The organism is Deltaproteobacteria bacterium (assembly GCA_030654105.1).
Taxonomy (GTDB): domain Bacteria; phylum Desulfobacterota; class SM23-61; order SM23-61; family SM23-61; genus JAHJQK01.
In genome coordinates this window covers 1-22,539 of sequence record JAURYC010000266.1, presented here as the reverse complement: position 1 = coordinate 22,539, position 22,539 = coordinate 1, and the positions used below count along the sequence as shown (strand labels likewise).

Below are 22,539 nucleotides of genomic sequence, written 5' to 3'. Positions count from 1 at the left end.
TAAGAACGACCGCACCCATTATTTTTCCCATACCTTAGAAGAACATAACCGTGCAGTGGCCAAGTATCAGCGAAAGTCAAAGAGGAATCTGTCACAGAAAACGATCAAAAATCCCAGTAACCAACCACCCGCAGAAAACCCCTCTAAAATCGAGGGAGGTGTTTGAACTCAAACCCATATTTTCCCCCTCAAACCCTGCCCAATAAAAAAAATATAAAAACATCAAATTTTTCTTGACATTCTTTTCATAAAACCTTATATTGGCCAAAAAGTGGTATAAAGTGGTTAAAAGTGGATAATAGGAGAAAATAAGGGATGTTCAGGGGAAGGTTTGAACACACCATAGATCCTAAAGGGCGCGTATCCGTCCCGGCAAAATTTCGTGAATTACTTACGGAAAAATATGATGACCGGTTAATCCTGACTAATTTCGATCGTTGTTTAGTCGCTTACCCTTACGAAGAATGGAGAGTTTTGGAAGAGAAGGTAAGTTCCCTTTCCATGGTTAAAAAGGAAGTAAAATCTTTCCAGCGATTTTTTATTTCTGGGGCCGTCGAATGTCCCATTGATAAATTGGGCCGAATCCTGATCCCCCCCCCACTTCGAGATTATGCCCAGCTGGCAAGAAATGTTGTTTTTGCCGGGATGCTAAAAAAATTTGAAATTTGGGGGATGGAACGTTGGTTGGAGGAAATCAAGCGGTCGGAAGAGGATTTTGAAGGGATGGGGGCAACTTTGGCCGAGGTGGGGCTTTAAAAAGCAATGGAAGAAGCCCGACACTTACCGATCCTTTTACGAGAAGTTCTTGAATACTTGGATTGTCAACCAAACCGAATTTATGTGGATGGAACTGTAGGCAGCGGTGGTCATGCCAGGGCCATCTTAACCAGGAGCTCTCCCGCGGGAAAATTAATAGGATTAGATTGGGACGAGGAAGCCATCCAGCGTGCCCAAAAAAATCTGGCTCCTTTTGGAAGAAGGGTTGAGTTGATAAAAAGAAATTATAAGGACCTGAGTTCAGTCCTGGAAAACCTCTCTATCGGTGCAGTGGATGGCATTCTATTAGACTTAGGGGTTTCCACAGAACAGCTTGAAGACGGAGAGAGGGGATTTAGCTTCCTCCGGGATGGGCCTTTGGATATGCGGATGAACCGGGAGCTCAGGGTTACGGCCCGGGACCTTTTACAGCGCCTTTCTGCAGTAGAGATGAGCCGAATCTTTTGGCTGTATGGGGAGGAGCGCTGGGCCAACCGGATCGCCAAGGCGATTGTTCGCCGGCGGCACATTACCCCCCTGCGGACCACAGGGGAACTCGTCGATATGATCAAAAAATCCCTCCCCTCGCGCAGCGGGCGCATCCATCCAGCCACCCGCGCTTTTCAAGCTTTGCGCATCGCGGTTAACGAAGAGCTCCAGAACCTCCAAGATTTTCTGGACCGGTGTAAGGACCTTCTGAACCCTGGAGGCAGGCTGGTAATCATTTCTTTTCATTCTCTGGAAGATCGAGCCGTAAAAAATCATTTCCGACAATGGGGCAAAGGAGAAGAAGGGAACCCTCCTTCTTTTAATATTCTGACGCCCAAACCAGTAGCCCCCTCTCCGGGAGAAGTTTTTAGCAATCCCAAAGCTCGCAGCGCCAAGCTGAGAGCCGTTGAAAAAATTTTCGAGAACACCAAAGGGAGGAAAAATGGCGGAAGCGATCTCTAAACGAATCGCCGTCAGCAGCGTAGGGAAGGCGCAAGAAGCCTCATCCCAACCTCAAGAGGTCAACCGCAATTTAGCCTTCGTGGCTGTGGTCGTAGCACTTGTTTTTATCGCCTGTTCCCTTTTTTATGTTTGGGCGCACCACCAGATGATCTCTCTCGGATACGAAATATCGCAGAGAAACCAGGAAGAACAGGTTCTTCTCAAGGAAAATAAAAAGCTGCGCCTGGAACTGGCTGCCCTGAAATCTCCCAGTCGCATCGAGAGTATGGCTTTGAAAGAATTAGGCTTTGTAAACCCCCAGAAGGAACACCTGATTATCGTACGATGAAACCCCTTCTGAATACATGGCTTCGATTGCGCATAACCCTCCTTCTTTGCCTTTTTTCCTTTCTTTTTTTAGTCGTCTTGGCGCGGGCCTATCAGCTCCAGGTCCTCCAGAGCCATAAACTTGCCACCCTGGCTGAACGACAGTATCAAAGAATTGTACCCTTAGTGCCCAAAAGGGGCGTCCTCTACGATCGTAAAAAAGAAGAGATGGCCATCAGCGTGGAAGTAGATTCAGTCTTTGCTCAGCCGGGGAAGATGGAAAACATTCAGGCCGCTGTGCAAGAGATTGGAGGCATCTTAGGAATAAGGCGTGAGGTCTTGCTGAAAAAGTTGAGAGAAGAAAAGCCTTTTGTCTGGCTGGAAAGAGGAATCAGCCCGCATCAACGGGCAGCGATTGAGGCCCTAAAAATTGAAGGAATCGATTTCTTGAAAGAAGCGAAGCGATTCTATCCTCAAGGAGAAATTGGGTCCCAGGTCATCGGTTTTGCCGGAGTGGACTCCCGGGGACTCGAAGGGGTAGAGTTGGGGTATGATGAATTCATTCGGGGAGAGCCCGGCTTTATCCTCATTCCCAAAGATGCCCTCGGCAGAACCATTACTCCCCAAACCCCCGGGATTCGCTACTCGGAAGAGGGCTGTGAAGTCATTCTGACCATCGATAAAAACATTCAATATATTGCGGAGAAAGAACTAAAAAAAGCGATCCAGGCTTGTTCGGCCAAAGGGGGCATGGTCATAATCATGAACCCCAAAACGGGGGAAATTTTGGCCATGTCTGCGCAACCATCCTTCGATCCCAACCGCTTTTCATCCGTCCCGGCCTACCTGCAGAAAAACCGCACCCTTACGGATACTTTCGAGCCCGGCTCTACTTTCAAAGTCTTTCTCTTGGCTGCAGCCTTAGAAGAGCGGGTGGCTTCCCCCCGTGATGTCTTTTTTTGTGAAAATGGTAACTACGCCGTGGGCGGAAAGATCATTCACGATGTGCACAAGTATGGGTGGCTTTCCATGGAAGAGATCATCAAGGTTTCGAGTAATATTGGGGCGAGTAAAGTAGGCAAAAAATTAGGCAAGGGAAAGCTTTGTCATTACCTTAAAGGGTTTGGTTTCGGGAGTAAAACCGGGATTGACCTGCCCGGGGAAGTTGCGGGTTTCCTTCCTCCTCCTCAGTCTTGGTCCGAGGTAGGATTGGCCAATATCAGTTTTGGGCAGGGCGTTTCCCTCACGGCTCTACAATTGACCACGGCGCTGGCTGCGATTGCCAACGGCGGAGTCATGATGCGGCCCTATGTGGTAAAAGCCATAATGGAAAGGCAGGGCAACATCTTGAAGGAGAATCGGCCCAAGGTGATTCGGCGAGTGATTTCTCAGGAGACGGCCAAAACCGTGGCCTCAATCTTAAAAACGGTCACGCAGGAGGGGGGAACAGGGAAGGCGGCCGGCCTCTCGGAATATGAGACCGCAGGCAAAACAGGCACGGCGCAAAAGGCGTCTTCGACCGGCCGGGGGTATTCAGAAAAACGGATTGGTTCCTTCATAGGTTTCGCCCCGGCGGATAACCCCCAATTGGTCATTACCGTGATTATCGACGAACCCCAGGGGACTAGTTATGGAGGAGTGGTGGCCGCACCGATTTTTAAAGCCATTGGCGAACAGGTTTTACCCTATATAGGGGTATACCCGAAAGGGGTTACCTACCTGGTTCAGGCCACCCCACAGCATTCCCCCTCTTCCATTCTTCCTGGCGTGGATCAGAAGACAATAAATCCACCCGCTCAAATCGCGGCGAAGGAAATTCCCGAAGAACCGGGAGTTATGCCTGATTTTTCCGGGAAAACTTTGCGCCGGGTTGTACTAACCGCGCAGAAATTGGGGCTGGATTTGAAGTTCGTGGGAAGCGGAAAGGCGGTTGCTCAAACCCCCGCACCCGGACAGATTCTTCAGGGGGAAGTGCAGGGAATCGTCAGATTCCAACCGGCGATCTAATCCAGAATGATAAACTGAAAATCAGTTCCAGGGCTGATCTTGGGTTTTTGATCTTCTGGGGAGATAGAAGTATAATAAAATTGTATAGGAAATTCTTTTTTGGACACGGATGTACACAGATTATCAGGATAAACTAAAAAGAAAATAATTATCTGCTTATATCTGCGTCCTATTAAATTTAATTCAAATCTCGAAGGTAGTACCACAAGGGAAAAAGGTGGCTGGGAGTGCGAAAAAAATATCCTGAGCAGCGCCAAGCCGCCTTTTTCGGCAAACAGCTAGGCAGAAGGAGAGGGCGCCCGTGAGGTTAGAAGACCTCATTTTTCGCTTACCCGCGAAAGAAATTATCGGCAACGCAGCATTGGAGGTAAAAGGACTGGCTTACCATTCCCAAAGCGTTAAACCAGGATTCCTTTTTGCAGCCATCCGCGGCTGGCGGGAAGATGGGAGACATTTCATTCCTGATGCTCTTTCCCGGGGAGCCTGCTTTCTGCTTTTAGATGAACCCATCGCCAACCCAGAGGTGACCCAGGTGGTTGTTCCCAATGTTCGCGGAGCCCTGGCCTGGCTTGCTTCTGCCTTTTATGGAGACCCCTCTGCTTCATTAACTTTGGTCGGAATAACCGGGACCAACGGAAAAACTACGACTTCTTATCTCATCGAATCGATCCTTACCGCGGCAGGGAAAAATGTTGGGGTGATAGGCACGGTCAATTACCGTTATCAAAATAAAATTTATCCTGCCCCGACGACTACGCCGGAATCCCTGGATCTGCAGAGAAATCTCAAGGCCATGCGAGAAGCCGGTGTAACCCACGCCATCTTAGAAGTCTCCTCGCACGCTTTGGACATGCAGCGCGTGCGCGGCTGTGATCTTGACGTAGCCCTTTTCACAAATCTAACCCGGGATCATCTGGATTACCACGGGTCGATGGAGAATTATTTCCAGGCCAAACAATTGCTCTTCACCCAGTGTTTATCAGAGAGCAGAAAAAAAAAGCATTTTTCCGTAATCAACATTGACGACCCCAGGGGGAGTGAACTTTTGCAGGTAGCCTGCGGTACAATTATGCGCTATGGCGTCGAAAAACGGGGCGAAATCTGGCCGCAGCAGATGGAGGAAAGCGAGGAAGGGTTGCGCGCCCGCGTGAGCACGCCCAGGGGCACTTGGGCAATCCACTCTCCTTTGATCGGGAGGCATAACCTTTATAATATCCTGGCCGCCGTGAGTGTGGGTGAGGCTCTGGGGCTTCCAGCCCAAGCGATAGCCACGGGGATAGAGAAACTCAGCCGGGTTCCCGGAAGGTTGGAACGCATACCCGGGGGGGACCGCATTCGGGTATTCGTTGACTATGCCCATACCGGTGATGCGCTGGCAATGGCGCTGGACACCTTGCGTAGAATCACGTTAAGGGAGCTGATAGTTGTATTTGGATGTGGTGGAGATCGCGACCGGGGGAAACGGGCCGTCATGGGGAAAGTAGCGGCCACGGCAAGCGACTTGGCGGTCCTCACCTCCGACAATCCCCGCACGGAAGATCCCTTAAAGATCATCGAGGAAGTTGAAAGAGGGATGCGGGAAACAATCCGGAAAAAATATCAGCCGGCTGATTTGATGAAAGAAAGAGTTGCGGCTCGGGATGGGGGCACAGGATATGTGGTCATCCCCGATAGGAAAGAGGCCATTTATTGGGCGGTCAGAGCAGCCCGACCTGGTGATGTGGTCCTGATCGCCGGCAAGGGCCATGAGGATTATCAGATTCTGGGGGAGAAAAAGGTCCATTTTGATGACCGGGAGGAAGCCACTCAGGCGTTAGCTTCTATAGGGGGATGAAGGATCGTTAATTTTTCTGCAGGCGAGATTGTTAGAATTACAGGAGGAGAACTTCTTGGCGGTGACCCCCTTTGCCGGGCAGTGGGGGTTTGCAGCGACTCCCGCCAAGTCCGCGGAGGGGAACTATTCATCCCCCTGCAAGGACCGAGGTTCGACGGGCATGACTTTATCAAGGAGGCCATGGCCAAAGGAGCCGCTGGCTCCTTGGTGCAACGCGGCCGGCTGGAGAGCGCAGGAGGAAATCATTGGCCAGGGAAATTTTCCGTCCTGGTCGGGGATGTTTTGCAAGCCCTCGGCAACCTCGCCCATTCCTGGCGCTGCCGCCACTCCGTGCAGGTGGTGGCCATAACGGGAAGTAATGGGAAAACCACGACGAAAGAGATGACTGCCCGTATCCTTGCCAGAAAGTTCAATGTCCTGAAGACCGAGGGCAATTGGAATAACCTCATTGGTCTTCCCCTGATGCTTTTGAAGCTGGCGCCGGAACATCAAGCGGCCGTTCTGGAGATGGGCATGAATATGCCCGGTGAGATCCGCAGATTGAGAGCAATCGCTGAGCCGCAGGTTTCCACGATCAGCAACATCGGCCATGCTCACTTGGAATTCTTGGGAAACTTGGAGGGAGTGGCCCGGGCTAAAGGGGAACTCTGGGAAACAGTGGGGGAAAAAGATTGGATTGCGGTTAATAACGATGATTCGAGAGTGGTGGAACTGGCGGCATCGGCCCAGTGCCAGAAGAAGACTTTCGGGATCTTGCGGAAAGCAGATATTGGGGCCGAGGGACTTTCCCTGAAGGAAGGAAAAGGGATTGGCTTTTTCTTGAGCGTGGATGGGGCAAGACGCCCCGTGCAATTGGCCGCCTTCGGGAAACATAATGTTTACAATGCTCTGGCGGCGGCGGCTTTGGCGAAAATTTTAGGGGTCAGCCTGGAAGAGATTGTGGCGGGGCTGGAGGAATTTCGGCCCTTGGCGGGGAGAGGCAGGATTTTGCGCTTGGGCCAAAAGGTACGAGTTCTGGATGATACTTACAATTCCAATCCCGATTCCTTCCAAGCCGCGCTGGCGGCGTTTGGGGAAATGAAAGGGAAAAACCGTGGCCTACTGGTGATGGGGGATATGCTGGAGCTCGGGCCCACTTCACCCGCTGAACATGAAAAAGTAGGAAAAAGGGTCGCCCAGATGGAGTTGGCTTACCTGATTTTTTTGGGGGCGAAAGCCCGCCACCTGGCCGAAGGGGCTTGCGCTGCTGGAGCTGAAAAAGAAAAAGTGTTTGTCGCCCAAACCCATGAAGAAGTGTTAAAAAATTTGGAAAAAAATATAGAAAGCGGAGACTGGATCTTGGTCAAGGGTTCCCAAGCGATGCAGATGGAACGGATCATCAAAGGACTGGAAGATTTATTGGGGAGGGCGTGAGAACGTAAGCCTCGACCATGCTCTATTTTATCCTCTACTCCTTGCATGAGAAGTTTTCGATCTTTAATGTCTTCCGGTATATTACGTTCCGGGCGATTTTGGCTATCCTGACAGCTCTGGTTATTTCCTTTTTTTGCGGCCCATGGGTAATCCGCAAGCTGCAGCAGCTGCAGGTGAAGCAATTTGTCCGGCAGGACGGCCCGAGCACCCATCTGGGAAAAGAAGGAACGCCAACCATGGGGGGGATATTGATTCTGTTTTCCATTATTCTGGCCGTCTTTTTATGGGCGGATCTGACCAATTTTTACATATGGGTTGCTTTGCTGGTTACCGTAGGGTTCGGGGGCATTGGCTTTGCGGACGATTACCGGAAGTTAACTCGCAAAAACTCTAAGGGCCTATTCGTAATAGAAAAAATTTTATACCAAGGTGCTGTGGCGTTGGCAGCTTCTCTCATGCTTTATTTTTACCCCACCTTCAAGAGCACGTTCAGCGTGCCTTTTTTCAAGGAATTTATGCCCAATCTGGGAGCGTTTTATATTTTTCTGGCGGTTTTTGTGATGGTGGGAACGTCAAACGCCGTGAACCTGACAGATGGCTTGGACGGGCTAGCCATCGGGCCGGTACTTATCGCGGCTGGAACATTTATGGTCTTGGCTTATTTAGCCGGGCACGTAAAAATAGCCAGCTATCTTCAGATTCCTTACGTTTCCGGCAGTGGCGAGTTGACCATTTTTTGTGGGGCCATGGTGGGAGCGTCCATGGGCTTCCTGTGGTACAACACTTATCCCGCCCAAATGTTCATGGGAGACACGGGTTCGGTATCCTTGGGGGCGGCTTTAGGGGCGATCGCGGTCATTACCAAACAAGAAATCCTCCTGGCCATTGTAGGCGGACTCTTTGTCGTAGAAACACTCTCGGTGATTTTTCAGGTGGCCTCATACAAAATCAGGCGGAAAAGGATTTTTCGCATGGCGCCCCTGCACCATCATTTTGAGTTAAAAGGGTGGGCCGAACCCAAGGTTATCGTACGTTTTTGGATCATAACCATTTTTCTGGCTCTGATCGCCCTGAGTACGTTGAAATTAAGGTGAAAAAAGTTCGGAGTTGGGAGTTCGGAGCTTGCGGTTTTTACTCCGAACTCCCAACTCCAAACTCCGAACTATTGAGGCCTATGGAACTAAAGGGTAAAAAAGTTCTCGTGGTTGGCTTGGCCCGGACAGGCGCGGCCACCGCACGGTTTTTGGCCCGGCAAGGCGTTAGGCTGAAAATATCGGAGGCCAAACCGGCGAAGGAAGTCGAGGCGGCCCGGAAAGCCCTACAAAATCTTCCGGTCGAATGGGAGTTGGGCGGTCACACCATCCAATTCTTTGGGGAAGTGGACCTAATCGTGGTCAGTCCGGGTGTGCCCATGGATATTGAGCCGCTGATGCAAGCCCGGGCCAAGGGGATTCAGGTAATCAGCGAAATGGAGTTGGCCTTCCAGTTCTTGCGCCGGCCGTTGATTGGTATCACGGGTACCAACGGAAAAACTACGACTACCACTTTGATTGGTGAGATGCTCCGGGCCAGCGGGAGGAAGGCCTTCGTTGGCGGCAATATCGGTAATCCCCTGATTGAGTACGTTGGCGGTCCTCAAGAGGAAGAATGGGTAGTGGCGGAAATCAGTAGCTTCCAGTTGGAAGGAATCGTGGATTTCCGGCCGCACATCAGCGTCCTCTTAAATATTACCGAGGACCATCTGGATCGATATCCCAATTTCCAGGAGTACATCCAGGCCAAAGGCAAAGTTTTCCAAAACCAGGGGAAAAATGATTACGCTTTGCTCAACGCCGATGATCCGCTTACCTTCCAGTTTGCCCACCGGGTAGAGTCCCAGGTGATTCTTTTCAGTTCCCAGAGGGCAGTGCCCGTGGGGTGTTTTTTGGAGAAAGGAGCCATTCTTTTCCAGGGAGGGGATGGGAAAAAAGAAAGATTTGGGTTGGAGCGGTTGAAAATTCGGGGGGCCCACAATTTGGAAAACTTAATGGCAGCGATTGCGGGGGGCAAAATTTGTGGCTGCCCGTCAGAAGCTTTGCAAAAAGTGATGGAGGAATTTCCCGGATTGGAGCACCGGTTGGAATGGGTGCGGGATATCGACGGAGTAAGTTTTTTTAACGATTCTAAGGGTACCAACGTAGGTTCGGTGGTGAAATCCCTGATAAGCTTCCGGGAGCCCGTCTGGCTGATCGCCGGAGGAAAGGACAAAGGTGGAGATTATAGCCCGCTGAAAAATATAATTGTTACCCAAGTAAAAGGAATGGCCCTGATCGGGGAGGCCCAAAAAAGGATGTTGGAAGCGTTGGGGGGGCTGACTGAGACAGTCCAATTGGATACCCTGGAGGAAGCTGTACATTGGGCATTTTCCAAGGCTTCTCCGGGTGATGTCGTTCTTCTTTCCCCCGCCTGTTCAAGCTTTGACATGTTTGAGAACTATCAAGACCGCGGGAAGCGTTTTAAAACCATCGTTCAGGAATTGAGTAAACATTCACTGGGGGAAAAATCTCTTACCCATGGCCTCTGAACGAAGATTCGATACCCTTCTTCTTGTTACCGTGATGGCCTTGGTGGGGTTGGGGGTCGTCATGGTCTATAGCGCCAGCTTCGCGGTCGCCGGACAGCGGTTTGGAGATTCCTATCATTTCTTGAAGAAGCAAGCCATCGCCGCGGCCTTAGGAATTCCTCTGATGTTTTTTATGGCGAAGATGAATTATCAGCGCTGGCAATTTTTGGCCCTTCCCCTTTTGCTGCTGAGCCTGGTGCTCTTAGGAATTCTGATCCTGCCAGGTTGGCGCCATGAAGTGGGGGGATCGGCCCGCTGGTTAAAGCTTTCTTTCCTGTCTTTTCAACCAGCGGAACTGGCTAAACTTGCCCTGGTTATTTATCTGGCGCACTCCTTGGCCAGGAAAGAAGGGAGGATGAAGAGCTTTAGCGCGGGTTTCCTTCCTTATGTGATTGTACTGGGAGTTTTTTTCGTCTTGGTTCTTAAACAACCCGACTTTGGAACCGGAATTGTCTTTGCTGCTTTGGTTTTTATTATGCTCTTTGTGGCGGGAACCCGGCTTCTTTTTCTGGGTTCCACCCGCCTGGCGGCCCTGCCGGCTTTACTTTTTTTGGCCTTGCGGGCGGATTACCGCAAGGAGAGGCTCCTTACCTTTTTAAATCCCTGGAGCGATCCGGGAAACGCCGGGTTCCAGATTATTCAGTCCTTTCTGGCTTTCGGTGCCGGAAAACTTTTCGGGGTGGGTCTCGGTGACGGCAAACAAAAACTCTTTTACCTTCCGGAAGTGCATACGGATTTCATCCTTTCCGTAATCGGGGAAGAGCTGGGGCTGCTGGGCATAACCGTGGTCATCGTACTTTTTGCTTTATTAATTATTCGTGGCTTTCAGATTTGCTTTCGGGCTTCCGACCTTTTCGGGGCCTATTTGGCCCTGGGAATCGCCACCTTGATGGCTGTTCAAACCCTCCTCAACATGGGTGTTGTCATGGGGTTGCTGCCGACGAAGGGGTCGACCCTTCCATTCATTAGTTATGGGGGAACATCATTGATCATCAATTTAGTGGCCGTAGGAATTCTTCTGAATATTTCTTCCCGCGCCGTGAGAGTTGCCAATGAAAATAATAATCGCCGGAGGGGGAACGGGAGGACACCTCTTCCCGGCCCTGGCCGTGGCTGAAGCTTTTAAAGATCGAGAGCCGGGCAATGAAATCCTCTTCGTGGGAAGTCGCCGAGGGCTGGAGGCCAGTATTGTGGCGAGGGAAGGGTATGCTCTTAAGACGATCGAAGGGGCTAGTGTAAAAGGGAAACCGGTCTGGGGAAAGCTTCGGAGCCTGATGGCTGTTCCCAAGAGCCTTCTCCAATCCGGGAGTTTGCTCCGTTCCTTCAAACCTGATATTGTTTTAGGCGTGGGGGGGTATGCCTCGGGTCCAGTAGTTTTGACCGCTTGGGCTATGGGATACCCTACAGCCATTCATGAGCAAAATATTTTTCCCGGACTCAGTAACCGGATTCTGGGCCGGTTCGTGGATCGGATCTTTATTTCTTTCGCGGATTCTTTCCGGCACTTTTCCCGAGGAAAGACCCTTCTGACCGGTAATCCAGTGAGGGGAATGATTCGCTCGCCGGGGTTTCTGCAGGAACGTAAACCGGGAGCCAAGTTTACCCTTTTCATTTTTGGAGGAAGTCAGGGAGCCCATCATCTGAACCAGGCCATGGAGGAAGCGTTGATTTATCTGCGGGAATGGAAGGAAAGATTACACATCATTCACCAGACCGGCGAGAAAGATTATCGGCAAGTGCAGGAAGCTTACCGGCGAGAGGAGTTCACAGCGGAAGTTTATCCTTTCATCCACGCTATGGATCGAGCCTATGCTCTGGCCGATTTGGTTTTGTGCCGGGCTGGAGCCACTACTCTTTTTGAGTTGATGACTGCAGGGCTGCCGGCCATTTTGGTGCCCTACCCGTATGCGGCCAATGATCACCAGACGCTCAATGCGAAGACCATGGTGGATGCCGGCGCCGCCGTGCTCGTGGCTAATGGAGACCTGACCGGCGTCCATTTGAGCAGAATCCTGAAAGAGCTCATCGAGGATCCTCCCCGACTGAAAAAGATGGGAGAGCGGGCCGCCGCTTTAGCCCAACCCGATGCGGCGCAAAAGATTATTACCCTTTGTTATGAAATGGTGGGCCATGGATAAGAGCACCTTCGGCATGAAGCGCAGGATCCGTCGGGTACATTTTGTAGGTATCGGGGGAAGCGGGATGAGCGGGATTGCCGAGGTTCTGCTTAATCTCGGCTACCGGGTTTCGGGTTCCGACCTGGTGGAATCAGATACCACTTTGCGGCTGCAACGGCTGGGAGCCGAAGTTGTTATTGGCCATCGATCGGAAAACCTGAGGGATGCAGATGTCGTGGTTATTTCTTCGGCAGTAAGGAAGGATAATCCCGAAGTGATCGCAGCTCACGAACGGATCATCCCCGTGATTCCTCGAGCTGAAATGCTGGCGGAACTGATGCGCATGAAATACGGTGTGGCCATCGCTGGGACCCATGGCAAAACGACCACCACTTCCATGATTGCCACCGTACTGGCCCATGGAGGTCTCGATCCCACGGCGGTGATCGGGGGCAAGCTGAACAGCTTTGGTTCTAACGCCAAATTAGGACAGGGAGAACTCTTGGTGGCTGAGGCCGATGAAAGCGACGGTTCATTTTTAAAGCTTTCGCCGACGATCGCCGTGGTGACCAACATCGACCCGGAACACCTGGACCATTACCGCAACCTTGAAGAAATCCAAAAGGCTTTTTTGGAATTTATCAACAAAGTCCCTTTCTACGGGCTGGCCATACTCTGCTTAGATCAGGAAAATGTCCAGGCGTTGATCCCTCAGGTACAGAAGCGGTATGTGACTTATGGGTTGAGTAGCCAGGCCAACTTCCGAGCAGCCGATATATCCTACCATGGGTTGACTACCTCCTTTCGGGTTTTCGCCAACGAAAGGGAATTGGGACAGATCTCCATTCAGATGCCCGGATTGCACAGCGTTTACAATGCTTTGGCCACCATCGCCACCGCCTCAGAGCTGGATGTAAACTTTGAGATAGTACGCCAGGCCTTGGGTTCATTCAGCGGGGTGCAAAGAAGGTTCCAGATCAAAGGAGAATGGGACGGGGTGATGGTGGTGGATGATTATGGGCATCATCCCACGGAGATCAAGGCGACGCTGAGTGCGGCCAAGAGTGGATGGGGGCGGCGAACCGTGGTTGTTTTCCAGCCCCATCGTTACTCCCGTACTCGGGATCTGTTCAAGGAATTTTTAACCGCCTTTAATCAGGCCGATGTCCTTTTCCTGACCGGGATCTATCCCGCCGGGGAAGATCCTATTCCGGGAGTGAATGTCCAAGGGCTTTACGAGGGGATCAAAGGACATGGACACAAGGATGTAACCTTAGTTTTGGACAAAAGCGCCATTCTCGATCGGTTGCTGCCGAGATTAAAACCTGGGGATATGGTCTTTACCCTGGGGGCAGGGGATGTATGGAAAACTGGCGAAGCCTTAATAGAGCGTTTGAAAGATAGGGCGTAGAGGGTTGGGTGTAAGGCTGAGTATTGATGTCTGATCTTTTGCCATTGTCAGGAATGATTAAAGGAGAAATCCTGTACTCCGTTCCCATGTCCGCTTACACCTCTTTTCGGGTTGGGGGGCGAGTTGATTATTTGGCCTTCCCTTCCGATATCCAAGACCTGCAGGAAGTTTTGCGGCGGTGTAATCAACAAGGAGTCCGTTACTTCGTCCTTGGTAACGGGACCAATCTTTTGGTACGGGATGGGGGAATTCGGGGCATGGCTATCTCTCTATCACGGGGATTCCTGCGGGTGGAGGAGGTGGGAGGAGGGCCTGGGGAAAATTTGATCTTGGCCGAAGCCGGTGGGCCCTTAGGCAAGCTTGTCGAATTTTCTTCGGAGAAGGGGCTGACGGGGTTGGAATTTGCCGCCGGAATTCCGGGAACGGTGGGCGGAGCTATCTTCATGAATGCCGGGGCATTCAAGGAGGAAATGAAAGGGGTCCTTCATTCGGTGCGCTTGATGGATCCGGAGGGGAATATATCGGAGAAAGGAAAAAATGAATTAAGATTTTCCTACCGTTCATTGGAGGTGGAAAAAGGGGAAGTAATTCTCGGGGCTCAATTCAGCTTACGTCCCGAAAATGGTCAGAGGGTTAAGGCCAAGGTGGAGGAAAATATCCGGTGGCGGAAGACGAAACAGCCCTGGGACCTCCCCAGTGCCGGGTCGGTATTCAAGAACCCTGTCCAGGGACCCGCGGGAAGATTCGTCGAGGAAGCGGGTCTGAAGGGGAGCCGAATTGGCGATGCGCAAGTCTCTGAGCAACACGCCAATTTCATCGTCAACCGCGGTAAAGCTCGGGCCCGGGATATCTTAACTCTGGTTAAAATCATCCGGGAAAAAGTTTTTAAGGAAAAGGGTGTGTGGTTAGAGACGGAGATTCAGGTGGTCGGGGAAGATTGAAAAAATGGGCACTGTAGGCATTGGTTGGTGATATGGAGAGGCGGGAAGAATTCAAGGGAAAACGTATCGGCGTGCTGATGGGAGGAATGTCGGCAGAGAGAGAAGTTTCCCTGATGTCTGGAAAAGCCATTGGCAATGCCTTGCAGGAATTAGGATATGATGCTTGGCCCATTGATGCTGATCGACAGTTGGCCCAGCATTTAGTGGAGAAAAAAATCGACGTAGCTTTTATCGGACTGCACGGGCGACTGGGGGAAGATGGCTCAGTCCAGGGACTTTTGGAGATGATGCGCATTCCTTACACGGGTTCAGGGGTTTTGGCCAGCGCGCTTTCCATGAACAAGGTAGTTTCCCGGCAGATTTTCATGCTTCATGGCCTGCCTGTCCCCCGGCATACCGTTGTAGCCATAGGGGGCATGAGAAAATTCGATCTTACCAGTCTTCCCTTTTCTCTGCCCATCGTAGTCAAACCGTCTCAGGAAGGCTCCAGCGTGGGGGTGGCGATTGTATCCGAGGAAGAGGAGATCCCCAAGGCTATGGAGACGGCCTTTGGTTTTGGCTCAGAGATATTGATCGAGGAATATATCAAAGGGCGAGAGATTCAGGTTGGGATCTTGGATGATTCTCCCCTGGGGGCGATTGAGATCGTCCCCAAGGTGCAATTCTATAGCTATCAAGCCAAATATACGGAAGGGTTGGCCGAGCATTTGCTTCCAGCACCGCTGCCGAAGGACGACTACGTTCGGGCTTTGCAGTTAGGACTGGAGGCTCACCGTCTTTTAGGCTGTGAGGGAGCCACACGGGTGGACTTGTTGTACAGGGAGGAGACTGGCAATTCTGGCCGATTTTTTATCTTGGAAGTGAACACCTTACCCGGAATGACCGGCCTGAGCATCCTGCCGGAGATCGCCAGGGGGGCGGGGATCGATTTCCCGAATTTGGTAGAGCGAATCCTCCTGGGGGCACGATTGAAAATTCCGGTGCAAAGCCTGAAATGAAAGAAAGGCCGGAGGGCCTTGGAAAAAGTGGAGGGATGGCTCGCCACAATCGAATCAGAGCAAACCGAAAAATACGCCGATTCCGGGGGAAAAATACCGGCCAACTCCGGGTCTGGGCTGGAAGAATCGGCAAGGGGGCTCTTAGCCTCATTATGTTGGCCAGCCTTACGATGCTGGGCTTCACGGCCTACCAGTATTTTCAGCGTACTGCGGGCCTGAATGTAGGAGAAATCAAGATCATGGGTTGCGTAAACGTCACCGAAACCGAGTTGTTGAATCTATCCCGGATAGACTTCAAAGCCAGCTTGATGAACTTAGACTTAAAAGAAGTCAGCAATCGGTTAGCTCAGCACCCCTGGGTGGAAAAGGCCACAGTGCGGCGGGATTGGTCCAGAATGGCTTTGATCATCGAAGTTCAAGAAAGAGTTGCCCTTGCCCTTATCCTTTTGGATGACCTATACCTGGTCGACCGCCACGGGGAGATTTTTAAAAAAGCAGGGCCCAAAGACCGGATAGATTTACCTGTTTTCACGGGGCTGCAATACCAAGAGGTTAAAGAACGGGATAAAGGAGCTATAAGCCTGATCCTCCAGGGATTGGAACTCTTAGAATTGCTCAGGGAAGGGAAGGTCTTGACCCTCCGGCAAGTTTCCGAAATCCACCTCAACAAAGAAAACGGGCTCACGCTCTTTACTCTGGATAAAGGAATACCGATCCGCCTGGGTTCGGGAAAGCTTTCTGAAAAAATAAGTCGCCTGGAAAAAGTTTTGCCGGACTTACAGCAGAAATCTAAAGATGTGGAGTACGTGGATCTTAATTATTCCCGGAAAGTCGTGGTTAAAATGAAGGAGAGGGAAAAGGAAAAAGAAAAATTGCGGTGAACAGATACTGGCGAAGGGGGACCCCCCATGGGTAAAAAAGGCAAAAGGGAAAATATAGTTGTCGGCTTAGACATAGGCACCACGAAGATCTGCGCCATCGTGGCGGAAGTGAGCGATGGGGGCGTGGACATCGTGGGCATCGGCACCCACCCTTCCAAAGGGCTGCGCAAGGGGGTGGTGATCAACATTGATGCCACGGTGGAGTCGATCCGCAAAGCCGTGGAAGAAGCGGAGTTGATGGCCGGTGTGGAGATCAATTCGGTTTATTGCGGGATCACGGGTAGCCATATCCGGGGATTCAACAGCCATGGGATCGTGGCCGTCAAAAATCGCGAAGTTTCGGAAAGCGATATGAAGCGGGTCATCGACGCGGCCCGGGCCGTGGCCATTCCCATGGATCGAGAAATCATCCACGTTCTTCCCCAGGAGTTCATCGTGGACGAACAGGATGGAATTATGGAACCCTTGGGGATGTCCGGCGTGCGTTTGGAAGCCAAGGTGCACATCGTCACCGGCGCTGTGACCTCGGCTCAAAATATCATTCGTTGCTGCAACCGGACGGGTCTGGAAGTCAATGACATTGTCTTGGAACAGTTGGCCGCCAGCGATGCGGTACTGATTCCGGATGAAAAAGAGCTGGGGGTCGCTCTGGCGGACATTGGCGGGGGGACCACGGATTTGGTTGTTTTTTCCCAAGGAGCGGTCCGGCAGACCGCCGTTTTCGGGCTGGGAGGCAACCACTTGACCAATGACATCGCCGTGGGCCTACGGACGCCGCTGGTGGAGTCAGAAAAGATCAAAATAAAGTATGGTTGCGCTCTGACTTCCATGGTGAAAAAGGAGGAAATGATCGAAGTCCCCAGCGTGGGGGGCAGGCGGGCACGAGTGCTTTCCAGGCAGATTTTGGCCGAAATCATCGAGCCGAGGATGGAGGAAATTTTTACCCTGGTCCACCGGGAAATCCTCAAGTCTGGGTATGAAAACCTCATTCCCTCAGGGGTGGTGCTCACGGGAGGAACGGCCTCCTTGGAAGGATTGCCGGAACTCGTTGAACAGATTTTTAACCTCCCGGTTCGCCGGGGATATCCGTCGGGAATCGGTGGACTGATGGATGTAGTGAATAATCCCATGTATGCGGCCGGCGTGGGTCTGGTTTTATATGGCAGACGCCATCGTTCCGAAGGACGTTTCAAAAGCAGCGACCGCAATTTTTTTGGAAAAGTAGCCCAGCGCATGAAACGCTGGTTCAGTGATTTTTTTTGAGAAGGGTTCAAGGGGTCAAGGATTCTCGGGGTCAAGTGAAAAAAAAGACTCTGGAACCCTTGGACCCTCGAATCCTTGAAACCTTATTCAGTTTCTATTTTTTTAAGGAGGTGGGGGGATGTTTGAACTGGAAGAAAGCAAGAATATTGGGGCCAACTTGAAGGTGGTGGGCATCGGTGGCGGAGGGTGCAACGCCGTCAACACCATGATCCAATCCAACTTAAACGGGGTGGAATTCATCGGAGCCAACACCGATGCTCAGGCTTTGGCTGCATGCCACGCGCCTATGAAAATTCAATTGGGAGCGAAGTTGACCAAGGGTTTAGGGGCAGGGGCCAACCCGGAGATCGGCAAAAATGCTACTTTAGAGGATAGAGACCGAATCCGGGAGATCCTGACCGGTGCCGACATGGTCTTCATCACCGCCGGCTTAGGGGGGGGCACGGGAACAGGCGGGGGACCGATTCTCGCCTCCATCGCCAAAGAGGCAGGGGCGCTCACGGTAGCGGTGGTCACCAAGCCGTTCCTGTTCGAAGGCAGAAAAAGGCAACGGCAGGCAGAAGAAGGTTTGAAGGAATTGCGCAAATATGTGGATACGTTAATTATCATTCCCAACCAGCGATTGTTGAATATTGCCGGACGGGATATGTGCTTGCTGGAAACATTCCGCAAGGCGGATGAAGTTCTCTTGCAGGCGGTCAAAGGAATATCGGACCTCATTACGGTCCACGGGTTGATAAACTTGGATTTTGCCGATGTGCGCACGGTCATGTCTGAAATGGGCCTGGCCTTGATGGGGACGGGAGCAGCGAGCGGGGAGAATCGTGCCATCGAAGCCGCCCAGCGGGCCATCTCCAGCCCCCTCTTGGAAGACATCACCATCGCTGGAGCACGGGGCATCTTGATCAATATTACCGGAGGGCCGGACCTGACCCTCTATGAGGTAAACGAGGCATCTACCCTCGTTCAGGAAGAAGCCCACGAAGATGCCAATATCATCTTTGGAGCGGTGATCGATGAGAACCTGAGGGACGAGATGCGGGTTACGGTGATTGCAACCGGATTCGGGAAGGCCGACGAAGTTGAAGAACGCATTCCCGAGTCTCGGACAGCCTCTCTTGAACCAGAGAAGACGGTGGTTAGCTTCAACCGCAAGGAGAGCAACCGGGATATCCCGGCCTTCATTCGCCAGGAGAAGAGCGTCGAGAGCAAAGAAAAACCGATTCGATCCTTTCGGGGCCGCATCCCATCCAATTTAATAGAGGATGAATACGATATCCCCACTTTTTTGAGAAAGCAAGCGGACTGACGTTTCACCGCGGAGAGCGCAGCGAACGCGGCGAGCCGCCAAGCGCTTAGCGCAATGCGCATAGCGTTTTCATTTATTTTATTGACAACTCTGCGTGCTCTGCGGTGACAATATTTTTTGTGGTGAAGCGTGTCCAGCAAATTGATTGCCAAAGCAAAAAAACTTCTTGCCCAAGAGACGAGAACTTGGCCATCCGGGCAGCCGTCGTTTCCCAATGGCTTTGGGGAAAAGTTATCCATTGCTCTGGCCTATCCCCACCGGTATTACACGGCCATGTCCAACTTAGGTTTTCAGACCGTTCATCGGCTCTTCAACGAACAGCCCAACACGGTATGCCAGCGAGTTTTTTTGCCCGATCCAGAAGATGTTGCCGAATATCGCCGGACGGAAACCCCACTCTTTTCTCTGGAGTCTCAACAGCCGGTCCGTAGCTTTGATATCCTGGCCTTTTCCATCTCTTACGAGAATGATTATCCCCACCTCCTCCAGATGATGGAATTGGCCAGGATTCCTTTGCGCAGCCAAGAGCGAACGGGAGCGGATCCGCTGGTTATGGCGGGAGGAGCGACCGTATTGATGAACCCCGAACCCCTGGCGGACTTTGTGGATTTTTTTGTCATCGGGGAAGCCGAAGTAATTGCGGGTCCGCTAATACAGGTTTTGCGAGAAGGGAAAGTACAGGGCAAGCCTAAAGAAGAACTGTTGCATGAATTGATGACTATAGAAGGGATCTACGTTCCGCAATTTTATTCCGTAACCTACCGGCCGGAGGGAACGATTGAGTCTTGGATCCCCCGGGAAACCGCTCCGCCCCGGGTGAAGAGGGTCTGGCTTAAAAATCTGAATAGCTCCTTGACGGTTTCCTCGCTGTTAACCCCCAACACGGAGCTTTCCGGCATGTTTCTACTGGAGCTGAGTCGGGGTTGCCATCGGCGTTGTCGTTTTTGCGCCGGCTGTTACACCTATTTCCCCCACCGCGTGCGGGATGGTCCCCTCCTCCAAGAGATGGCCTTGAGAGCTTCAGGCCCGGGGACCAAAGTCGGGCTGGTTGGTGCGGCCATCTCGGATTACCCCGACCTCCTTTCTCTCGGACGAGAGATCCTCCATTCCCAGCGAACCCTTTCCTTTTCCTCCCTGCGAGTCGATTCCCTTACCCCTGAACTGGCTGATCTGATTTATGATAGCGGGCAGAAGACCATTACCCTGGCCCCAGAAGCTGGCTCGGAAAGGATGCGCAGGATTATCCGCAAGGGGTTTACAGAACAGGAAATCATTCACGCTGCCGAGATTTTAACCGATCGGGGAATTCGCAGCTTTCGCCTTTACTTTATGATCGGTCTGCCAGAGGAAAAAACGGAAGATATCAAAGGGATTGTGGACTTAACCAAGAAGATCCGCCATCATATCCGGGAAAGAAGTCGAGGGAAAAAGGGGGCAGAAAGAATTCTCCTCAGCCTTAACCCCTTCGTTCCCAAGCCTGGCACTCCCTTCCAATGGCATCCTTTTGAGGATGTTCGCAATTTAAACGAAAAAATCAAGATGGTGCAAAGAGGACTTCGCCAGGAGAAAGGGGTTTCGGTCGCGGCTGACGTACCCAAGTGGTCTTACTTGCAAACCCTTTTATCCCGCGGCGATCGGCGAGTTGGGAGATTCCTGCTGGCTGCCCACGGTCTCGGGGGAAACTGGCCGCAGGCCTACCGCTCCGTGGATGTGAACCCTGATTTTTATGTTTACCGGAAACGAGCTTGGGAAGAGGTTTTCCCCTGGGACTTTATCGACCATGGGATCAACAAAGAATTGCTCTGGGCGGAATACCAACAAGCTTTCAAAGAGTGACTGATGGGGAGACATCCCTTTACTTTTACAGTTTAAAGATACGGAAAAACCTTTTCCCATTTTTTTATGGAGATAATTTAGGACTTTTATGAAAAATACCTCCACCTTTGACTCCGATAAAATAATAAACATTAGAAGAAACATCTGTAATTTTAAGGGATTGCCATAAACTAATTTAGTTGGTATAAGAAATGCTTTTATACATATTTCAAACATGATGGAGTCGTAAAAAGCCCCGTTTTCGTCATTGCGAGGAGTTCCGCCAATGCGGGACGGCGAAGCAATCCCGTATTTTCAAGGACTTATAAAAACGAGATTGCTTCGTCCGCCTCAGGCGGACTCGCAATGACTCTTCTGCCGACTTTTTACGAGACCCACAAAATTGGCAATTTAAATTTTGCATTGAGGGTTAGCCATTTTTTCAAAATTCTAAACTGATACGAATTTTAGCAGTTTGAGAGCGACAAATTAACCTTGCAAAATGAAATAGCTTCTTTTAATATACAAGAATGATAGAGAGACGTCTTTATAATAAAGTCCAAGCATCCATGAAAGCATATCCGGTTGTGGGTATTATCGGTTCACGGCAGGCAGGTAAGACAACGCTTGCAAAAATGGTCAGGGATACCATAAAGAAAAAGAGCATCTATCTTGACCTTGAACTGCCTTCTGATCAGGATAAATTGTTTGAGCCCGAGTTATATCTCGGTCAATTTACGGATTCCCTTGTGATCATAGATGAAATACAACGGTTGCCTTCTCTTTTCCCTCTTCTACGGGCATTGGTTGATCAGAGGAGGGTCGGAGGCAGGTTTCTTATCCTCGGTTCAGCTTCGCCGGATTTGATTCGACATGCCTCTGAAAGCCTTGCAGGCCGAATAATATACCATGAATTAACGCCTCTTAATTTTGAGGAAATAGGATATGATGAAGTCAACAGGCTCTGGCTCAGGGGTGGGTATCCGCTCAGTTATCTGGCGAGATCAAACGATGCCAGCTTTACATGGCGGGATTCTTTTATAAAGACCTATCTGGAGATGGATATCCCTCAGCTTGGAATACATGTCCCCTCCGCGCAGTTAAGGAGATTCTGGACAATGCTCGCGCACTCCCACGCGCAACTCTGGAATGCAAACCGGATAGCAGGCAGTATGGGATTGTCAGCCCCGACCATCAGAAGATATTTAGACATACTTGAAGACACTTTTATTGTGAGGCAATTGCAGCCTTATCATGCCAATCTGAAAAAGAGGTTGATAAAGTCCCCGAAGGTCTATATCCGTGATTCAGGCATGCTTCATTCATTGCTGAGGATCAGGACATTGAAAGACCTGCAGGATCATCCATCGGCAGGAAGCTCATGGGAAGGACTGGTAATAGAACAGGCGCTTGGGATTTTGCCTGAAGGCTGGCAGGCGTTTTTCTACCGCACAAGTGCAGGGGCTGAAATAGATCTGCTGCTTCTGGATGATAAGAATAAACCGATAGCTATCGAGATCAAGTATTCAGCCGGAGCCAGGGTCTCGCGGGGGTTCTGGAATGCCTTTGAGGATTTGTCGTGTACAAGGGGTTTTGTCATCTATGCCGGCGAAGAATTCTATCCCATAACGAAAAATGTCTATGCTTTGCCCCTGAAAGATATGGAAATGATTGTCCGACGGTAAGAGACGCAGGATGAAGAGACGAGGGACGAAGGACGATAGACGAGGGATGACGGACGAGGGATGGAAAGTGGACCGTTGCCCCTGATAAAAATGGTTGTTTAATAAACCATAAATAGCTATAATGAAACCAAAATAGCTATTTGAGGAGGATATAGTGAAGACGATGACAGCGGGGAATCTCAAAAATAAGACCGGTGAGGCGATGAAAGCGGTCTCCAAAGGGGAAAAGGTGGTTGTAACATTAAGGGGG

General features: G+C 51.0%; 18 protein-coding genes. All 18 read left to right on the top strand.

The annotated features are described in order from the left end of the window. Positions 1–315: 315 nt before the first annotated feature. The 18 genes from mraZ to Q7V48_11360 all read left to right on the top strand — a co-directional run bounded on the left by mraZ (position 316) and on the right by Q7V48_11360 (position 22,289). Positions 316–756 (top strand): division/cell wall cluster transcriptional repressor MraZ, encoded by a 441-nt coding sequence (mraZ, locus tag Q7V48_11445; protein ID MDO9211341.1) that lies wholly within the window; start codon positions 316–318, stop codon positions 754–756. 6 nt (positions 757–762) lie between these two features. Further along, positions 763–1,707, top strand: a complete 945-nt coding sequence (gene rsmH / locus Q7V48_11440) for a 16S rRNA (cytosine(1402)-N(4))-methyltransferase RsmH (protein MDO9211340.1) — start codon at positions 763–765, stop codon at positions 1,705–1,707. After that, positions 1,688–2,035 carry a cell division protein FtsL gene (locus Q7V48_11435; GenBank protein ID MDO9211339.1) on the top strand — a complete coding sequence of 116 codons (348 nt, stop codon included), beginning with the start codon at positions 1,688–1,690 and terminating at the stop codon, positions 2,033–2,035. Before rsmH ends, Q7V48_11435 begins: the two co-directional genes overlap by 20 nt. Further along, complete coding sequence (locus Q7V48_11430; GenBank protein ID MDO9211338.1) at positions 2,032–4,020, top strand: penicillin-binding protein; 1,989 nt, start codon at positions 2,032–2,034, stop codon at positions 4,018–4,020. Before Q7V48_11435 ends, Q7V48_11430 begins: the two co-directional genes overlap by 4 nt. A gap of 301 nt (positions 4,021–4,321) precedes the next feature. Continuing rightward, positions 4,322–5,854 carry a UDP-N-acetylmuramoyl-L-alanyl-D-glutamate--2,6-diaminopimelate ligase gene (locus tag Q7V48_11425; protein MDO9211337.1) on the top strand — a complete coding sequence of 511 codons (1,533 nt, stop codon included), beginning with the start codon at positions 4,322–4,324 and terminating at the stop codon, positions 5,852–5,854. 81 nt (positions 5,855–5,935) lie between these two features. After that, entirely contained in the window at positions 5,936–7,267 is a 1,332-nt protein-coding gene (gene murF, locus Q7V48_11420) for a UDP-N-acetylmuramoyl-tripeptide--D-alanyl-D-alanine ligase (protein MDO9211336.1), read from the top strand. A gap of 17 nt (positions 7,268–7,284) precedes the next feature. Further along, a complete protein-coding gene (mraY, locus tag Q7V48_11415) occupies positions 7,285–8,361 on the top strand; it encodes a phospho-N-acetylmuramoyl-pentapeptide-transferase (protein ID MDO9211335.1) in 1,077 nt (358 codons plus the stop codon). An 80-nt stretch (positions 8,362–8,441) separates the two neighbouring features. Next, a complete protein-coding gene (murD, locus tag Q7V48_11410) occupies positions 8,442–9,830 on the top strand; it encodes a UDP-N-acetylmuramoyl-L-alanine--D-glutamate ligase (protein ID MDO9211334.1) in 1,389 nt (462 codons plus the stop codon). Next, on the top strand, positions 9,820–10,986 hold the full coding sequence (gene ftsW, locus Q7V48_11405) for a putative lipid II flippase FtsW (protein MDO9211333.1): 1,167 nt from the start codon (positions 9,820–9,822) through the stop codon (positions 10,984–10,986). Before murD ends, ftsW begins: the two co-directional genes overlap by 11 nt. Further along, on the top strand, positions 10,922–12,007 hold the full coding sequence (gene murG / locus Q7V48_11400; protein ID MDO9211332.1) for an undecaprenyldiphospho-muramoylpentapeptide beta-N-acetylglucosaminyltransferase: 1,086 nt from the start codon (positions 10,922–10,924) through the stop codon (positions 12,005–12,007). Before ftsW ends, murG begins: the two co-directional genes overlap by 65 nt. A gap of 13 nt (positions 12,008–12,020) precedes the next feature. After that, positions 12,021–13,397 carry a UDP-N-acetylmuramate--L-alanine ligase gene (murC, locus tag Q7V48_11395; GenBank protein ID MDO9211331.1) on the top strand — a complete coding sequence of 459 codons (1,377 nt, stop codon included), beginning with the start codon at positions 12,021–12,023 and terminating at the stop codon, positions 13,395–13,397. A 26-nt stretch (positions 13,398–13,423) separates the two neighbouring features. Then, entirely contained in the window at positions 13,424–14,338 is a 915-nt protein-coding gene (gene murB, locus Q7V48_11390; protein ID MDO9211330.1) for a UDP-N-acetylmuramate dehydrogenase, read from the top strand. A 32-nt stretch (positions 14,339–14,370) separates the two neighbouring features. After that, entirely contained in the window at positions 14,371–15,336 is a 966-nt protein-coding gene (locus tag Q7V48_11385) for a D-alanine--D-alanine ligase (protein ID MDO9211329.1), read from the top strand. A 35-nt stretch (positions 15,337–15,371) separates the two neighbouring features. After that, positions 15,372–16,217: a cell division protein FtsQ/DivIB gene (locus tag Q7V48_11380; protein ID MDO9211328.1), complete on the top strand. Its 846-nt coding sequence runs from the start codon at positions 15,372–15,374 to the stop codon at positions 16,215–16,217. Positions 16,218–16,244: 27 nt separating this feature from the next. Next, positions 16,245–17,480, top strand: coding sequence for a cell division protein FtsA (ftsA, locus tag Q7V48_11375; GenBank protein MDO9211327.1), 1,236 nt, complete (start codon positions 16,245–16,247; stop codon positions 17,478–17,480). Between the two features lie 118 nt (positions 17,481–17,598). Next, positions 17,599–18,789, top strand: a complete 1,191-nt coding sequence (gene ftsZ / locus Q7V48_11370; protein ID MDO9211326.1) for a cell division protein FtsZ — start codon at positions 17,599–17,601, stop codon at positions 18,787–18,789. 129 nt (positions 18,790–18,918) lie between these two features. Continuing rightward, on the top strand, positions 18,919–20,625 hold the full coding sequence (locus Q7V48_11365) for a radical SAM protein (protein MDO9211325.1): 1,707 nt from the start codon (positions 18,919–18,921) through the stop codon (positions 20,623–20,625). A 509-nt stretch (positions 20,626–21,134) separates the two neighbouring features. Continuing rightward, positions 21,135–22,289 carry an ATP-binding protein gene (locus Q7V48_11360; protein ID MDO9211324.1) on the top strand — a complete coding sequence of 385 codons (1,155 nt, stop codon included), beginning with the start codon at positions 21,135–21,137 and terminating at the stop codon, positions 22,287–22,289. Positions 22,290–22,539: the final 250 nt, after the last annotated feature.

What these genes read in the sequence shown, in the direction of transcription:
- ftsW (MDO9211333.1), top strand. Translation starts at nt 9,820, where the DNA reads ATGGCCTCTGAACGAAGATTCGATACCCTTCTTCTTGTTACCGTGATG.
- rsmH (MDO9211340.1), top strand. Translation starts at nt 763, where the DNA reads ATGGAAGAAGCCCGACACTTACCGATCCTTTTACGAGAAGTTCTTGAA.
- ftsZ (MDO9211326.1), top strand. Translation starts at nt 17,599, where the DNA reads ATGTTTGAACTGGAAGAAAGCAAGAATATTGGGGCCAACTTGAAGGTG.
- murG (MDO9211332.1), top strand. Translation starts at nt 10,922, where the DNA reads ATGAAAATAATAATCGCCGGAGGGGGAACGGGAGGACACCTCTTCCCG.
- Q7V48_11360 (MDO9211324.1), top strand. Translation starts at nt 21,135, where the DNA reads ATGATAGAGAGACGTCTTTATAATAAAGTCCAAGCATCCATGAAAGCA.
- Q7V48_11385 (MDO9211329.1), top strand. Translation starts at nt 14,371, where the DNA reads ATGGAGAGGCGGGAAGAATTCAAGGGAAAACGTATCGGCGTGCTGATG.
- murC (MDO9211331.1), top strand. Translation starts at nt 12,021, where the DNA reads ATGAAGCGCAGGATCCGTCGGGTACATTTTGTAGGTATCGGGGGAAGC.
- murD (MDO9211334.1), top strand. Translation starts at nt 8,442, where the DNA reads ATGGAACTAAAGGGTAAAAAAGTTCTCGTGGTTGGCTTGGCCCGGACA.
- Q7V48_11435 (MDO9211339.1), top strand. Translation starts at nt 1,688, where the DNA reads ATGGCGGAAGCGATCTCTAAACGAATCGCCGTCAGCAGCGTAGGGAAG.
- mraY (MDO9211335.1), top strand. Translation starts at nt 7,285, where the DNA reads ATGCTCTATTTTATCCTCTACTCCTTGCATGAGAAGTTTTCGATCTTT.
- ftsA (MDO9211327.1), top strand. Translation starts at nt 16,245, where the DNA reads ATGGGTAAAAAAGGCAAAAGGGAAAATATAGTTGTCGGCTTAGACATA.
- mraZ (MDO9211341.1), top strand. Translation starts at nt 316, where the DNA reads ATGTTCAGGGGAAGGTTTGAACACACCATAGATCCTAAAGGGCGCGTA.
- murB (MDO9211330.1), top strand. Translation starts at nt 13,424, where the DNA reads ATGTCTGATCTTTTGCCATTGTCAGGAATGATTAAAGGAGAAATCCTG.
- Q7V48_11430 (MDO9211338.1), top strand. Translation starts at nt 2,032, where the DNA reads ATGAAACCCCTTCTGAATACATGGCTTCGATTGCGCATAACCCTCCTT.
- Q7V48_11380 (MDO9211328.1), top strand. Translation starts at nt 15,372, where the DNA reads ATGGCTCGCCACAATCGAATCAGAGCAAACCGAAAAATACGCCGATTC.